General features: G+C 63.1%; 12 protein-coding genes and 1 pseudogene. 3 read left to right on the plus strand and 10 right to left on the minus strand.

Translation table 11 applies throughout. The annotated features are described in order from the left end of the window. Positions 1–11: 11 nt before the first annotated feature. The 3 genes from ACNQVK_RS34695 to mtf2 form a co-directional block, all read right to left on the minus strand. The gene (locus ACNQVK_RS34695) at positions 12–242 is read right to left on the minus strand and encodes an MbtH family protein (protein WP_418033368.1); all 231 of its coding nucleotides are present in this window, start codon (positions 240–242) and stop codon (positions 12–14) included. Between the two features lie 545 nt (positions 243–787). Next, the gene (locus ACNQVK_RS34700) at positions 788–1033 is read right to left on the minus strand and encodes a hypothetical protein (RefSeq protein WP_418033370.1); all 246 of its coding nucleotides are present in this window, start codon (positions 1031–1033) and stop codon (positions 788–790) included. An 80-nt stretch (positions 1034–1113) separates the two neighbouring features. Continuing rightward, complete coding sequence (gene mtf2 / locus ACNQVK_RS34705; RefSeq protein ID WP_418034517.1) at positions 1114–1920, minus strand: fatty-acid O-methyltransferase Mtf2; 807 nt, start codon at positions 1918–1920, stop codon at positions 1114–1116. A gap of 111 nt (positions 1921–2031) precedes the next feature. Between mtf2 and ACNQVK_RS34710 the strand changes: the two genes are divergently transcribed. Next, positions 2032–3285: a glycosyltransferase gene (locus ACNQVK_RS34710; RefSeq protein WP_418033372.1), complete on the plus strand. Its 1254-nt coding sequence runs from the start codon at positions 2032–2034 to the stop codon at positions 3283–3285. Positions 3286–3297: 12 nt separating this feature from the next. Here the strand turns inward: ACNQVK_RS34710 and ACNQVK_RS34715 are convergent, their stop codons facing one another. The 5 genes and pseudogenes from ACNQVK_RS34715 to ACNQVK_RS34735 all read right to left on the minus strand — a co-directional run bounded on the left by ACNQVK_RS34715 (position 3298) and on the right by ACNQVK_RS34735 (position 8993). Next, positions 3298–4062, minus strand: coding sequence for a TylF/MycF/NovP-related O-methyltransferase (locus tag ACNQVK_RS34715; protein ID WP_418034519.1), 765 nt, complete (start codon positions 4060–4062; stop codon positions 3298–3300). 162 nt (positions 4063–4224) lie between these two features. Beyond that, positions 4225–5010, minus strand: a pseudogene (locus tag ACNQVK_RS34720) (TylF/MycF/NovP-related O-methyltransferase); the annotation flags it as partial. Positions 5011–5151: 141 nt separating this feature from the next. Continuing rightward, entirely contained in the window at positions 5152–6420 is a 1269-nt protein-coding gene (locus ACNQVK_RS34725) for a glycosyltransferase (RefSeq protein WP_418033374.1), read from the minus strand. 31 nt (positions 6421–6451) lie between these two features. Continuing rightward, the gene (locus ACNQVK_RS34730; protein WP_418033375.1) at positions 6452–7252 is read right to left on the minus strand and encodes a TylF/MycF/NovP-related O-methyltransferase; all 801 of its coding nucleotides are present in this window, start codon (positions 7250–7252) and stop codon (positions 6452–6454) included. A 484-nt stretch (positions 7253–7736) separates the two neighbouring features. After that, on the minus strand, positions 7737–8993 hold the full coding sequence (locus tag ACNQVK_RS34735; RefSeq protein WP_418033377.1) for a glycosyltransferase: 1257 nt from the start codon (positions 8991–8993) through the stop codon (positions 7737–7739). A gap of 490 nt (positions 8994–9483) precedes the next feature. On the opposite strand from ACNQVK_RS34735, the gene rfbA reads away from it, so the two are divergent. After that, positions 9484–10350: a glucose-1-phosphate thymidylyltransferase RfbA gene (gene rfbA, locus ACNQVK_RS34740; RefSeq protein WP_418033379.1), complete on the plus strand. Its 867-nt coding sequence runs from the start codon at positions 9484–9486 to the stop codon at positions 10348–10350. Between the two features lie 7 nt (positions 10351–10357). Here the strand turns inward: rfbA and ACNQVK_RS34745 are convergent, their stop codons facing one another. Continuing rightward, positions 10358–11326, minus strand: a complete 969-nt coding sequence (locus ACNQVK_RS34745) for a sulfotransferase family protein (protein WP_418034521.1) — start codon at positions 11324–11326, stop codon at positions 10358–10360. An 848-nt stretch (positions 11327–12174) separates the two neighbouring features. On the opposite strand from ACNQVK_RS34745, the gene ACNQVK_RS34750 reads away from it, so the two are divergent. After that, positions 12175–12513: a hemophore-related protein gene (locus ACNQVK_RS34750; RefSeq protein WP_090423941.1), complete on the plus strand. Its 339-nt coding sequence runs from the start codon at positions 12175–12177 to the stop codon at positions 12511–12513. A gap of 111 nt (positions 12514–12624) precedes the next feature. Here ACNQVK_RS34750 and ACNQVK_RS34755 read toward each other — a convergent pair whose 3' ends face one another. Beyond that, on the minus strand, positions 12625–15555 hold the full coding sequence (locus ACNQVK_RS34755; RefSeq protein ID WP_418033381.1) for an RND family transporter: 2931 nt from the start codon (positions 15553–15555) through the stop codon (positions 12625–12627). Positions 15556–15557 lie beyond the last annotated feature (2 nt).

The raw sequence follows: 15557 nt of genomic DNA on the forward strand, positions 1-15557 counted from the left end.
CCACTGACGATTTAGCGCTGAATAGACCCGTCGCGCGCCAACCGCTCACGCAGGCTCTTGGGTCGGATATCCGTCCAATTCTGCTCAATGAACTCCAAGCAGTCAGATCGGTTCGCTTCGCCATAGACCGTCCGCCACCCTGCGGGCACTTCGGCAAAGCTCGGCCACATGCTGTGCTGCTCCTCGTCATTGATCAAGACATAGAAGCTGCCGCTGTCGTCGTCGAACGGGTTATTACTCACGTTTCTCCAGGCTGGTCGGTGACTTCGCAAAGATATCGCAAACATACGGGAGCCCGCATCGCCCAGTTCCCGGTTTCATACAAGTCGATCCGACAACCCCCATCAGCGAACTATGACTAGGTCCGCTAATCAGTTAACTGCACTTTCAACATCATGTGCTTTCGTGAGGTCATGATCTTTTGACGAAAGCGTCACGCTATTGCGTATTCAGTCAGATTGTGAATTTTGTGTGGTCTCACCGACCGGCAACCAACCCCGAAACCCGAATTATCCCCACAATAGCAATCACAGCAAATAATCGAGGATTGCAACGCAGACCGATAATCAGTCGCCACATATTGAATCGATAATGGCAGCGGCGCTGACAGTGGTTAACTGAAACTCGATGACCGCGAAGATCCCCCAGCCCACGGGGCGGGGGCTGGGGGCGGTGTGCGATTGCCATCCGTGCCAGGGCGGGGCGAGCGGGCGAGCGCGCAGAAGCCGGCGACGTGCCCGGCCCGCGATCTGCGACAGGCAGCGCAGCTATGGCAATACGGCGAGGGCTACTGATCGCCCTGTTCGGTGGGATCCTGGGACGACTGAAGCGCCGACGATCCGGCCGGCACGACCATGACGAACACCGGCAGCTTCAGCTTGACGCCCCCGCCGACCGGCATTCGGATGGCCAGCGAGACAACTTCGAGTTCGAGGCGCTTTCCACGCTGCGTCTCCATCTCGAGGTGACCGGGCAAGCGCTTGGGCGTCGCCAGCCAATCCAGGCCCCGTTCGATCGACTCGAGCAGACTCATGCACTCACCATACCTGCGAGCAAAGTCCAGAACCCGTGAACGGCCAGGGCTGACGTGCGGATGGCTCGCTAATTACAGGGCTACGCACCATGATTCGACGGAACTTCAGAGTTCTGGAAGCAGTACATCCGATACTCGGAAGTCCCCCCCGGACGCAGGCTTTCGCATGCCTTGCGTGCCGGCGAGAAGCGGCGCGTGAGACCACGCAGGGGCCGTGGTGCGACCTGGTCGATCACGTACTGCCACTGGTGCATGCTCTTCTCCATGCCTCGGACGACGTCGGCGCTGATAGTCCGCTGCGACACCATCCGCAACGGTGCCTCCGCGAGAGCGTCTTCCCAGGCTGGAATGTCACCAATGAGACGGGCATCCGTGTAGAGGAAGTACCCGCCCGGCCGCAGGACGCGGCTGACCTCGGTGAGGAATCTCTCGAACTGCGGGTACAGATGCGAGGATTCAACATTGATCAGCGCATCGAAGGTGCTGTCGGCAAAGGGAAGATCTTCCGCAGTACCTTCGACGAAGTCGAGATCCTTTAATTTGTGCCGCTTTTGGCAAAAGGCGATTGCCGACGGGTTCAGGTCCAGTCCGGTGTAGGTCGCCGGATGCAACGTCCGCGTCAGGTACGAGGCACCGCCACCGTGGCCACAACCGACCTCGAGCACCCGTTTCCCCTGGATATCCACTTGCGTTGCGGTGGCGTGATATAGCTGGATGAAGTAGCGGTTGCGTTCATCTGAGTCCGAGAGCGGCACGCCCATGGCCGGATCTTCTTCGTATCCGTAGTTGAGGAACACCACGTCCTCGGCCTCTAGCTTGCGGGTGGCGTACGGGTAGATGAACTTTTGCACATACTGCGCGAGCTTCTCGTTCTGATTCTTGATCATCCGGTCACGAGACTCACGAACGCGATCTTTGAGGTCCATAAGCTAACTATCCCAAACTCAAAGGGCGGTAAGGTCAACTACGCGAGATATCAAGTGAAAGGCTAGGGCGGCATGAGATTTGCGCTGGCATGCTACGGAACTCGCGGTGACGTCGAGCCCTCGGTCAGCGTCGGGCGCGAACTTCTGCGCAGGGGCCACGACGTCTCGCTGGCAGTGCCTCCGGACCTGGTCGAGTTCGTGCAAACGGCCGGACTCGAAACTGTTTCCTACGGGCCCGAATTGGCGGACTTTCTGCAGGAGGACTTCCTGCGCGACTTTTGGACTCGGTTGCCACGCAATCCGATCGGCTCCCTGCGCGAGCTCTGGGCACCCATAGCTCGCCATTGGCAGGAGACGAGCGCCACGCTGACGCAACTGGCCCGAGGGGCGGACCTGCTGTCCACGGGGCTGAACTATGAGCAGCCGGCGGCCAATGTCGCTGAGTACTACGGCATCCCATTGGTCGCGCTGCACCACTTCCCGATGCGACCGAACGGCCAGTTGATTCCCGCACTGCCCTCATCCCTGGTCCGTTCGGCAAGTGCGGTGTCCGAGTGGCTGATGTGGCGATCTACCAAGAAGGCAGAAGATGTGCAGCGCCGCTACCTCGGCCTGTCCGCAGCCTCGGCGCCCTCACCGACGCGCATGGCAGAACACGGGGCGCTGGAGATCCAGGCCTACGATGCGGTCAGTGTTCCCGGGCTGGCGGCCGAATGGGCGAAGTTGAACGGCCGCAGGCCTTTTGTCGGAGCACTGACAATGGGGCTCGCAACAGACGCCGACGACGCCGTCGCGTCCTGGATCGCGGCTGGAACCCCGCCGATCTGCTTCGCCACCGGCAGCATCCCGGTTGAATCGCCCGCGTCGACGATCGAGATGATCGGCTCTGCCTGCGCCAACCTCGGTGAGCGGGCGTTGATCTGCGCGGGCGGCACCGACTTCGGCGACATCCCCGTACCCGGGCATGTGAAGGTGGTCGGGCCGGTGAACTACGCCGAAGTGTTCGGCGCCTGCCGGGCTGTCGTGCACCACGGCGGCTCCGGAACCACTGCTGCCAGTCTCCGGGCCGGGGTGCCCACGCTGATCCTCTGGAGCTCGGCCGATCAGCCGTACTGGGGAAACCAGATCAAACGCTTGAAAGTCGGTACCGCACGGCGCATCTCGGGTGCCAGCCGCGAAACGTTGGAGGCGGACCTGCGCCACATCCTGGGCCCGGGCTACGCGGCCCGGGCCCGAGCAATCGCCGCGCAGATGACCAGCTCCGGCGACAGTGTCGTCAAAGCTGCTGACCTGTACGAGCAGGCCGTCCGCCGAAGCACACGCTGACGGCACCAGAACTCAGCCGGGGCGGCTGGATTCCGCGTGTTCTGCCGACACGGATGATGACCTGAACTGCTCCGGCGGCTTGACGAGGAGGCCCTGGCCGGTGGGCAGGGCGCATATCTGCACTCCCAGTTCATGCGCCACTTTGTCCATGGCGATCCGCTGATCGTCCCGCCCGCGATTGGCGTAATCGTCGAGCAGCACCAGGGCCCCGGGGGACAACCGTGGCCAGAAGTACCGAAGCGTCGCGACTTCTGGTGGAGCACAGTTCATGTCGATGTGGAGGAAGGCGATCGACTTCGCCTCGACCTGCTCTAGCGTCTCGGGCACCGCGCCGACGACGATGCGTTGGTTGCGCCACTGGGAGAAGTTGGCCCGGACGCTGTCCACCGAACTGCCGTAGATGCCGAAGTCCAGTGCCGCCTGGTTCTTGATCAGCGCGCCGGCTTCGCGCTCGCCCGCGGTGACGAAGCGCGGGTCCATTCCGGCGAAGGTGTCCAGCAGATAGAACATCTTCCCCAGCCGATCCCAGTCCAGGTACTCCATCACCGCACTGCTCAGGAAGCCGTGACTGACGCCGCACTCGACGAAATCGCCCTCGATGGCGCTCGCGGTGGCGGCCGCCCACAGTCCGACGTGCACCCGCCAGTGCCAATGGTGGATGTCCTTTCCGCCCAGCGCGAGCACACCGCGTTGGTAGGCTCGCCGGAATGCTGGATCCTCCATGAACGCATGGCTGTTGAAGCAGATAAGAGCATCGTCGGAGTACACGTCGGGCAAGACCTTGCGCGGGATCCAGTACGCCGTGCGCAGCGCGGCCCATGCGATCCTGAACTTGAGCGGCCACTTGTTCACCGCGCGTGCGACCGGTGTCTGCCCATCGCCGATGCCTCGGGTCACCTTGGCGGGGGTGCCGCCCGGCTCGTCGCGCCGATCTGTCCGCCGTGGCGGCTTGATCAGCAATCCCTGACCGGTGGGTAGGGAACAGATTGGGGCGCCCAGCTCATCGGCCACCTCGTCCATGGCGATCCGCTGCTCATCGCGCCCACGGTTGGCGTAGTCGTCCAGCAGGACGAAGGCACCCGGGGCCAGCCTCGGCCAGAAGTGCCGAAGCGCCGCCACTTCAGGTGGGGCACAGTTCATGTCGAGATGCAGGAAGGCCACCGCGTCCGAGTCGACCTGTTCGAGGGTTTCGGGCACCGCACCGACGACGATACGTTGGTTGCGCCATTGGGAGAAGTTGGCCCGGACACCGTCCACCGAACTGCCGTACATTCCGTTACGGACGAGCTCTTCGCTCTTCTCCAGGGCGCCGGCCTCCCGCTCCTCAGCGGTGACGAACCGCGGGTCGAGTCCGGCGAAGGTGTCGAGCAGATAGAACGTCTTCCCGAGCTGATCCCAGTCGAGATGCTCCATCACCGCGCTGCTCAGGAACCCGTAGCTGACGCCACACTCGACGAAGTCGCCCTCGATCTTGCTGGCATTGCCGGCGGCCCACAAACCTACGTGCACCCGCCAGTGCCACTGGTACCAGTCCATGTCTCCTAGTGCGCGCGCGCCCCGGTCATATGCCCGCTGAAACTCCGGATCATCCATGAACGCGTAGCTGTTGAAACAGATCAACGCGTCGTTGCTATAGACCTCGGGCAACAGGTTGCGCGCCAGCCAGTATTCGGCGCGTACTGCCTTCAGCCACGCCCGCGTGCTGAGTTTGAGCCGCTCAGGCATGGGCACCACCCTGGCAGGAGCGGTAACGGCACCGGCGACTGCGCGTCCCGGCGCCTCTGAACTCGGATGCTTCAAACATGGTGACTCACAGTATGTTCAGGGAACTATCTGGTTGACAGTTCGCATCGGCGGTGGTCGAGCTCAGGCCGAACACCTCTGACGTGCATAGCTCTCGATCAGGTCGGCGGTCCGCGCCACGCTCTCGGCGGCCGGGACCATCCGGGCGGCGACGCCGCGCGCACGGGCAGCGCACGCGGGGTCGAGGACCTTACCCAGATCCGCGACCAATGTCTCCCGGGTGGTGCTGGAGAAGCTCCGCACTGCACCAACATTCAGCAGTTTGACGCGGGATGCCCACACCGGCTGCACGCCGTCGATCCACAGCACCAAGGTGGGTACCCCCGCGCGCAGGCTGGCCGCCAGCGTTCCCGCCCCGCCGTGGTGAACGGCCGCACGGCAGGCCGGAAAGACCGCGGCGTAGTTGACCGCCCCCACGACCTTCACGTGGTCGTACTGCGGCACGTCGCTGTAGTCGCTCCATCCGGAACACACCAAAGCTCGCTGCCCGAGCTCAGCGCATGCCGATGCGATCATTTCGACAGTCGCAGATGGTGATTCAACCGGCATACTGCCGAAACCGAAGCAGATCGGCGGTGTTCCCTCCGCGACCCACGATGCGATCTCCTGGTCCGCTTCGGTCGCCAGCTCCATGGTCAACGTGCCCACGAACGGGCGTTCGCTACGCCACTGTGCCCACTCCTCGGCCAAACCCGGGAAACACACTTCGTCGTAGGCCTGGACTTCGAGCGCTCCGCGGGCGGCGATACGCCCTGACACCGGCCCCGTCGCCCTGGGCAGCCCCAGCTCACGACGCTGGGCGTCCTCGACCTTCTTGTTCAGCCGCCAGCCCAACCAGTCGTAGGCCCACATCGCGGCACGCGCCACCGGTCCCGGCAACCTCGAGAGCAACTTGCCGTTGACCCGCACCGGGGTGTTGTGCAGGGTGGCGAACGGAATGTCGTGATATTCGGCCACATTGGCCGCCGGCTCCTGATAGCTCTGACCGGCGAACAGTAGATCGGCGCCCGCGGCCAGGGACGTCAGCGCTGTGCTCATCTGGGTCCACGAGCGATCGCTGAGATCCCACATCTCGCGCCACAACCGTCTGAGCTCGCCGACCCGCCAGAACCGGTGGAAGAAGCACGTCCAGAAGTCGCGGTACACGCCCAGCCAGGCCTGGGTGTCCAACCCGTATGGAACCGCGACCAGACCCGCGCTCTCGGCGAAGCCGACCAGATCGGGCGGAACGGCCATCCGCACGTCATGCCCTCTGCGCATCAGCTCGCGGCCGGCAGCGACCGAGGGTTCGAGATCTCCGCGTGTTCCATAGGCGGCCAGGACAAGTTTCATTGCGAATCCCTGCCTTTCAGGTGCGATGGGCTCATTCCTTGCGCCAGAGCACCCCGGTGCCGTCGATGTCGACTATCTCGGCAGAGATTCCGTGCCTCGCACGATAATCCGTCACCGCCTTCCGGCACCCTTCGATCGCGTGATAGTCGTCGATGATGCAGAAGCCACCCGGAGTGAGCCGCGAGTAGAGGCCGTCGAGCGCCTGGATCGTGGATTCGTAGAGGTCGCCATCGAGCCTCAACACCGCGATGCGTTCGATCGGCGCATCGTGCAAGGTGTCCTTGAACCAGCCGGGAATGATGCGAACCTTGTCATCCAGCAACCCATAGCGTGCGAAGTTCGCCTTGACGTCCTTCTCCGACACCGCCAGGATGGGCGCCGCCAGATGCAGCCTGTCCCCTTTGTCCGCCTTGTAGTTGGCGGCATCCGGCGGCGGCACACCTTCGAACGAATCGGCAAGCCACACCGAACGACTCTCATCGCCGTACGCCGCGAGGACCGCACGCATCAGGATCGAGGCGCCACCGCGCCAGACCCCGCATTCGACCAGATCACCGGGGATGTCCTCGGCGATCACCGTCTCGACGCAGTGCTGCAAACTCGTCAGCCGCGTCATGCCGATCATCGTCAGCGCTTCCGCCGGCCAATCCAGACCCAGATCGCGTTTGTGGCGATCGAAGGGCCGCTTGCGGACAAGCATCAGATTGCCGATCTTGAAAACTGGGCGATGCAACCAGTTCCAGCCGACCGGCACCAATTCGTCGACGCCGTATCTGGTGAGGTCCTGGCGGAGCAGGTCCAGGTATGCAGATCGGGTGTCGTGATCCGTCACGGTCAAAAAACTGCCCCCTTACTCGGTTGCTGGTCAGGCCATGAGCCTAGCCTCCCGACAGCCTCTCCAGTGCATTTCAGATAGGACCAATGTCCTTGGAAATCTGGCACTTTGGCAAATCGATGAACAGTTCGTCGAGGTAATGCAAAAGACGCGAATTCGATCGCTTCGGGATTCCCGCCCACAATGTGGGGGGATGCCCGGCTACGGCCACGCTGGCAAAGAAAACCCTGCCCGAACTCGACATCGAACCTTGTCCTCAACGTGCCGCGAGCCAGCGTCTTTGGCCCACCGGGACGGCGAGCAAGACCGTTGACTCCACGCCGGAATCGGCTCGATGATGTTCACCGCAAATGCTCGAAGCGGGCAGAGCAGGGCCGCGACGGCATTCGGATTAATTGACGCCTGCGGCAGTCAATTCCGAATGGGAGGAGTTAGCTGTTCGCCGCCGGCGGCCCGCCGAGATCGGCGACACTTCCGGGCGTCACGCTCCGGCGATGCGCTCGAGGAGATCCGCGGCTTTTGCGACGCTCTCGGACGGTGAGGTCATCCGTCCTGCCAGGTCGCGCGCCCTGACCGCATATTCCGGCGATAGGATGCGGCGCAGATCCGCTACCAATGATTCGCCCGTGGTTGTCGAAAATCGCCGTGCGGTGCCGACTTTCAGTCTCTTGAGCTGATTGCCCCACACCGGCTGGTCACCCACCGACCAGAGAATGAGGGTGGGAACGCCGGCGCGCAGGCTCGCGGCTGTCGTGCCCGAGCCGCCATGATGCACGACGGCTCTACTGAGCCGAAAGACGTCCGCATAGTTCACCACGCCGACGACCCTCACGTGGTCGGACACCGGGATGTCGGTCAGATCGGTGCCGCCGGCGCAGATCAGCCCCCGCTGCCCGAGTTCGGCACAGGCAGCGCTGATCATCGCCACCGTATCCGCCGGAGACTCAACGGGAATGCTGCCGAATGCGAAGCAGATCGGCGCCGGCCCGGCAGCCATCCACGCAGTCACCTCGTCATCGGCACGAGTGGACAACTCCATCGTGAGTGCGCCGACGAACGGACGTCGTCCATTCAGCTTCGACCACTCGGCCGCCAGCCCGGGAACGCACACCTCGTCATATGCCTGGATCTCCAACGCACCGCGCTCGGCCATCCGTCGCGGCGACGGGCCAGTCGTCCTCGGTAGACCGAGTTCACGCCGCTGCGCATCCTCGTGGTGCTTGGTCAGCCGCCAGGCCAGCCAGTCGTAGGCCGTCATGGCGGTGCGGCTCACCGGAGGCGGCACGACCGGAAACAGCCGGCCGTTGGGCCGCCACGGCATGGTGTGCAATGCGACCAAGGGAATCCCGTAGTACTCGGCGACGTTGGCCGCCGGCTGCTCGTATCCCACGGCGGTGGTCAGCACGTCGGCGCCGTCGGCGAACGCCGTGAGGGTCCGGCTCAGTTCAGCCCACTGCTCGGTGACCATCTTGAGGGCCTCCCGGCACAGCACCACCAGATCCTGAACCCGCCAGAAGTGTCGCGCCCATGTGGTCCACAAGTCGCGATAGCCGTCGAGCTGCGGCTCCACCTCCAACCCGTAGCCGACCGCCGGCAGCCCTGCCGCCTCGACAAAACCCACCAGGTCCGGGGGCACCGCCATCCGTACTTCGTGCCCCCGGCGCAGCAGCTCGCGTCCCACCGCCAGGGAGGGCTCGATGTCCCCACGCGTTCCATAGCTCGACAGTGCGATTCTCATGACAGTGCTGCGACCCCCACCGGTTGGACACTAGTAGACGCACATGGCGATTGGCGGCTTCACCGCCGAATAGTCCACGCCGTCAACAGCTTTTAGGATAGTGGCCCGAGAAAATGTCGATTCGGATGACAAATTTCGCTAATCGACAAGCATCTGAATCATGCGCTGTGGCGCGGGATATTTCCCCGGCGGTATTCGCACTGGCAAATTCGGCGGGTCGTCACCCGCGCGGTCGCCTATGCCACTTTGCCGCGGGTGCGCATTCCCCTGGATTCGGGCTGACGGTTGGGGCGACCTGCGCCGCGCCCCGCTGCGTCACCACGACGTCATCGGCATTCCGCGGCAGTCCGGGTTCATCGCAAACCATTTCGTCGCGATTGCTGCGCGGGCGCGATAAGGTGGCGCGTGTGTTGCCCGATGACAATCCAGAAAACGTCCTCGCAGCAACCGATCTCAACGAATCCTTGGTTTTCGAGGTGTAGGGGCACGCATGCGTGGAATTATTCTCGCCGGTGGTTCCGGCACACGACTGCATCCGATCACGATGGGCGTGAGCAAGCAGTTGCTTCCGGTATACGACAAACCTCTCGTCTATTACCCGCTGTCCACGTTGATCATGGCCGGTATTCGCGACATCCTGGTGATCACCACACCGGCCGATGTGTCGGCGTTCGAGCGGCTGCTGGGCGACGGCTCGGCGTTCGGGGTGAGCCTGACGTACGCCGTCCAGCCCGAACCCGAAGGACTCGCGCAGGCCTTCAAGATCGGAGCCCAGCACATCGGCACCGACACAGTGGCGCTGGCCCTCGGCGACAATGTCTTCTACGGTCCGGGCCTCGGCACCAGCCTGAGCCGATTCCAGAATGTCAGCGGTGGAGCGATTTTCGCGTATTGGGTGGCCAATCCGTCCGCCTATGGCGTGGTCGAGTTCGGCGAGGGTGGCATCGCCCTGTCGCTCGAGGAGAAGCCTGCCACGCCAAAATCTCACTATGCGGTTCCCGGTTTGTATTTCTATGACAATGACGTCATCGAGATGGCCCGGTCTCTGCGCAAGTCGGCGCGTGGCGAATACGAGATCACCGAGATCAACCAGATCTATCTGAACCAGGGGCAGCTGTCGGTGGAGGTGCTGGCTCGCGGGACGGCCTGGCTTGATACCGGCACCTTCGACTCCCTTCTGGACGCCAGCGATTTCGTTCGCACCATCGAACGCCGCCAGGGGCTGAAAATCGGTGTGCCCGAGGAGATCGCTTGGCGGGCAGGGTTCATCGACGACGATCAGCTGGCCGCCCGCGCCAAGGAACTCCCCAAGTCCGGGTATGGCGACTACCTGCTGGAACTGCTTCGGCGCAAGTAGAGGCGGTTCAAGCCCAGGTTCCCCGGCGCCTGTGTACGAGGGCGGCGCCTTCGAACAACGGCTTGATGAAGGCCCGTGAGAACCGGTACCGGCGGTTGAACTGGCCCTGGAAATCCTCTATGGCCGTGCGGAACCCGTGCTCACTGGCCCGGAATCCCTCGAAGACACGGTCCAGGGAGGATTCGTCCCACGGCTCGTCGCGTGCCGCAGATGCCAGGGCCCTGTAGGCCACCGACAACCAATCCGTCCCGAAGGGTTCGACGATCGGGCCCCGCTGGCGTTGGTGACGCATATCTTTCGCCAGGAACCTCTCCACCGCGGCCCGGTCGCCGGTATCCAGGCCCACTGCGAGAGTGTGGGAGATGCGTTTGATCTCGTGGGTCCAGTCGTCGAGGAAGTTCGAGTAGTCGACGAATACCCTGGGCAGTCCACGGGTCTCACGCTCGGCCAACAAGTTGTACTTCAGCCACAGGGCGCTCGTCAGCTGTGGGGAGGCATCCATGAGCTTGGCCAGCGATCCGATCACTTCCTGCGGATCACGCACGGCCAGCACCGCCGCGATGTCATATCCGGCCTGGTGGGCCGCGTCGAACCACATTCGCGCCAGCACCGAGATGTGCAGCACCTTGACCACCACTACCCGAGCAGCGGGCAACGTCTGGAGGTAGTCCCGGATCTTCGCAGTAAAAGCCGCGGCCTCTTCGGAACTCAGCCCGCCTTCTTCCTGGAGACGCAGAGTCGGGTCGAAGTAGCTGCTGCCGTGGCGGTACAGGAATTTCTCGTTGAGATAGAGCCCGGCCCGAGGCTCCCAATAGCCACGCTCATTTCCGCTGTCGGCTCCCATCATCCCGCCGGGCAGGGCAGCGCCGCACAGCGAGAGAACCCGGGTCAATGCCGATGTCCCCGACCGTCCCATGCCGAGCACGAACAGCACCACCGGACGGCCGGATTCCTGCGTGGGCTCGTCCGGCGCGATCACGAAAATGCCTCCGAGGTCAATACCGAGGGCGTGAACGAATTACTTAACTCGAGCAACAACTTCGGCAATTCCAGCGCAGCACCGACCATCATGGTCCCCCGTTCCCATCTTCCCGACCGCACGTATCCGACCAAACCTGAAAGCCACTGCGGCACAGAGGTTAGCCCGGCTTCGATGTTGAATACAAGGCTTCTCGGTGAGATTCGCTTTATTTAACTCGACTGCAAAATGCGTGCCCCGAACAGCCACCGTCAGCAATTCGATGACACCGAGAATTCGCGTTTATTGGCTGACCCGCGACCCGATCGGGATCACAAGTGGCCACCGTCGTGGCAGGTGCCCTTCGACCGTTTGCCATCCCCGGATCACCCGTCGCGCGCCCACTTCCGGTGAGCGCCCTTCTGGCGACGGAGATCGGATTTAACCTGCTGATTTCCGCCAGTTCTCGGGCACGGGCGCGAACCCCGCGGGCAGTGTCGAGCAGGCCACCTGTTGCTCTCCACCCATCTGATGGCGGCCCACTCCCTCATCGGCGGCCGTTGCGGAGGCAACACCTTGGATCGGTTGTGAAATTTTCTTCCTTACCCCAGCAACCATATGGAGAACTCTTCGACGGTGGCTGCGCTGGGAAAGACGCGAACGTCCATATTCTCGGGAAATATTGTCCCAATACCGCCCCTGAATGGGCTGTAACACCGCGGAAGCAAAACCGGAAATTCGAGGTGGGCGTCCGGCATAAAGTTTGGTATTGATGAGTTAGTGGTAAATACCTCGACGAGGCCGCACGGCCCCGGGTCGTCGCCTGACTGCCCGAGTTTGAGCCACAGTCACCAGGAGGGGAAACAATGAAGAAACTTCCACTTGCCAGGCTCGCGGTCGCCGTGGCCGGCGCCGGCCTGCTGCTCAGTGCGGGAGCCGGTCTCTCGTCGGCCGAGCCTGATCTCGGGCCGTTGGTCGACTCGCCCTGCACCTACGATCAGGCGATCGCGGCGGTGCACGCCGAGAACCCGATGGCCGCGCAGTACCTCGACCAGTCGCCGCCCAACCTGCAGTTCCTTCGGGTGTTCCTGAGCTCCCCGAAGGACGAGCGGGTGAATCTGCTGAATCAGATCAAGAACAACCAGGGCGCAGACCAAGCCCTACCCGTGTTCAAACAGATGCTGACCAGCTGCGTCAAGTACTGACCAGGCACAGCAGATGATTGGGCGCCGGCCATCAGCCGGCGCCCAATCTCATTTCTGCGCAACACCTTCAGACAACAGCTGCCGTCCTGCCGACGATCCGGCAGACAGTCGCTAGTCAGACGTCCTGATCGGCTGCGTCACCGTGTCTCCGGGGAGCTCCTGGCCCAGCAGTGAGCGGACCGCGGGACGTGGCCCATGCGGCCGCAGCATGGCACTGGCCGGACGCTGACGCACCCGCTGCGGCCACCAGAACCAGCGCCCCAGCAGGGCAGCGATCGACGGGGTCATGAAGGACCGCACGATCATGGTGTCGAACAACAAGCCGAGGCCGATGGTCGTACCGATCTGGCCGATGATCTGCAGATCGCTGACCGCCATCGCCGCCATGGTGCATGCGAACACGATGCCCGCGGTGGTGACAACCTTGCCGGTGCCGCCCATCGCCCGGATGATGCCGGTATTGATGCCGGCTGCGATCTCCTCTTTGATCCGCGACACGAGTAGAAGGTTGTAGTCCGATCCCACCGCCAGCAAGATGATCACCGACATCGCCAGCACCATCCAGTGCAGATGGATACCAAGGATGTACTGCCAGAGCAACACCGAGAGCCCGAACGACGCCCCCAGCGACAGCACCACCGTCCCGACGATGACCATGGCTGCGATGAAACTTCGGGTGATGAACAGCATGATGAGGAAAACCAGGCAGATCGCCGCGATCCCGGCGATCCACAGGTCGTACTTGGAGCCGTCCTGCCAGTCCTTCGCGGTCGCCGCGGCGCCGGCGATATAGATCTTGCCGCTCGCCAGCGGGGTGCCCTTCAGTGCCTCCTCCGCCGCCGTCCGGATCTGCTCGACGCGCTGGATGCCCTCCGGTGACTGCGGGTCGCCGTTGTGGGAAATGATGAACCGCACCGATCGTCCGTCGGGAGACAGGAACGATTTCATCGCCTTCTGAAAGTCCGGGTTCTGGAACACTTCCGGCGGAAGAAAGAATGAATCATCGTTTTTCGCGGCGTCGAAGGTCTGCCCCATGACGGCGGCGTCCTTGCTCGTCTCGTCCATCTGAGCCATCAGCCCCGACATGGTGGTGTGCATCGTCAAGGTGCTCACACGCATGGTCTTCATGATCGCGATCATCTTCGGGAACTGGACCAGCAGCTTCGGCATGATCGAGTCCAGCTCGTCCATGTTCTCGACCATGACCTGCAAACTGTCGTCGAGCTTGTCCACACCGTCCATGGCGTCGAAGATCGACCTCAGTGACCAACAGATCGGGATGTCGAAACAGTGTGGCTCCCAATAGAAGTAATTGCGGATCGGCCGGAACATATCGTCGAAGATGGCGATACTGCCGCGGAGGTCTCGAGCGACTTCGTAGACTTCGTGCGTCCGCTGGACCATGTTGTGCGTGGTGGCGGCCATCTTTTGCATCACGTTGTACGTGTGCTGCATCGTGTCGATCATCACCTGCATGTCGGCAGCCTGCCTGACCATGTCGTCGATCCGTGCCTTCTGGAACTCCGTGGCTTGGACCTGGCCCGCGCTCTGCAGGCTGAGCATGAACGGGATGGAGGTGTGGTCGATCGGGGTGCCCTCGGGCCGGGTGATCCCCTGAACCCGAGAAATGCCGCGCACCTTGAAGATTGCCTTGGCCAATCGGTTCAGCACGATGAAGTCCGCCGGGTTCCGGAGGTCACGGTCGGTCTCGACCATGAGGACCTCCGGTGTCATCCGCGACTGGGAGAAGTGGCGTTCGGCGGCGGCGAAGCCCATATTCGCCGGGATGTCCCCGGGAATGTAACGCCGGTCGTTGTAGCTCGTCGAGTACCCGGGCAGCGCGAGGAGGCCGACGAATGCTGCCGCCAGCGACGCGATCAGGATCGGCAGCGGCCACCGGACGACCGCGGTACCGATGCCACGCCATCGCCGAACCCGCAATGTGCGTTTGGGTTCCAGCAATCCGAACCGACTGGCGAGGGCGATCCCGGCCGGCACCAGTGTGACCGCGACCGCGACCGCCGCGGCCATACCGATGGCGCACGGGATCCCCATGGTCTCGAAGTACGGCAGCCGGGTGAAGGTCAGGCACAAGATCGCTCCGGCGATCGTCAGACCGGAGGCCAGCACCACCGGCGTGACCCCGCGATACATGCTGTAGTACGCCTGCTCCCGGTCCTCGCCGGCCTGACGCGCCTCCTGATATCGGCCGAAAAAGAAGATGCCGTAGTCGGTTCCGGCCGCAATGGCGAGGAATACGAGCATGTTCACGGCGAACGTGGAGAGCACGAAGACTTCGTTGGCGCCCAGAAAGGCGACTATGGCCCGGGCCGCCGCCAACTCGATGCCCACCATGATGAGCAGCAGGATCACCGTGACGACCGACCGATAGACCATGAAGAGCAGGATGAAGATGATCACGACGGTTACCGCGGTGATCTTCAGAATCGACCGGTTTCCGCTGTGCTGCATATCGGAAGCCAGTGGTGCAGCGCCGGTTACGAAAACTTCCACGCCCGGCGGCGGAGACGACCGGCCGACGATGTCGCGCACGGCGGCCACCGATTCGTCACCCTGCGGTGTGCCCTGGTCGCCCGCGAGGTTCAGCTGGACATAGGTGGCCTTGCCGTCGGGGCTTGTCACACTCGACGCGGTCAGGCGATCGCCCCACAGATCCTGCACGTGCTCGACATGCTTCGGATCGCTTCTCAGCGCACGGATCAACTCGCTGTAGTAGCGATGCGCCTCATCGCCCAGAGGTTCCTGTCCTTCGAGCACGATCATCGCGGAGCTGTCCGAGTCGGATTCCCCGAAGTTGTGACCGATGCGTTTCATCGCCTGCGCCGAGGGCGCGTCCTTGGGCATCAGGGACACCGCGTTCTTCTCCGCGACCCGCTCGAGTGAAGGGATCGCGGCCGACCAGTCCCCGCCGACCGATGCCAGCGTCAAGATCAAGGTGACAGTCAGCCAACCCACGATGATGAGCGGCGACAGCATCCGTACGGTGCGCGCGATGAACGGCCGCCGAGTGTTCTCAGTCATGC

Origin of the sequence: Mycobacterium sp. 134 (genome assembly GCF_048282715.1) — a bacterium.
GTDB lineage: Bacteria > Actinomycetota > Actinomycetes > Mycobacteriales > Mycobacteriaceae > Mycobacterium > Mycobacterium septicum.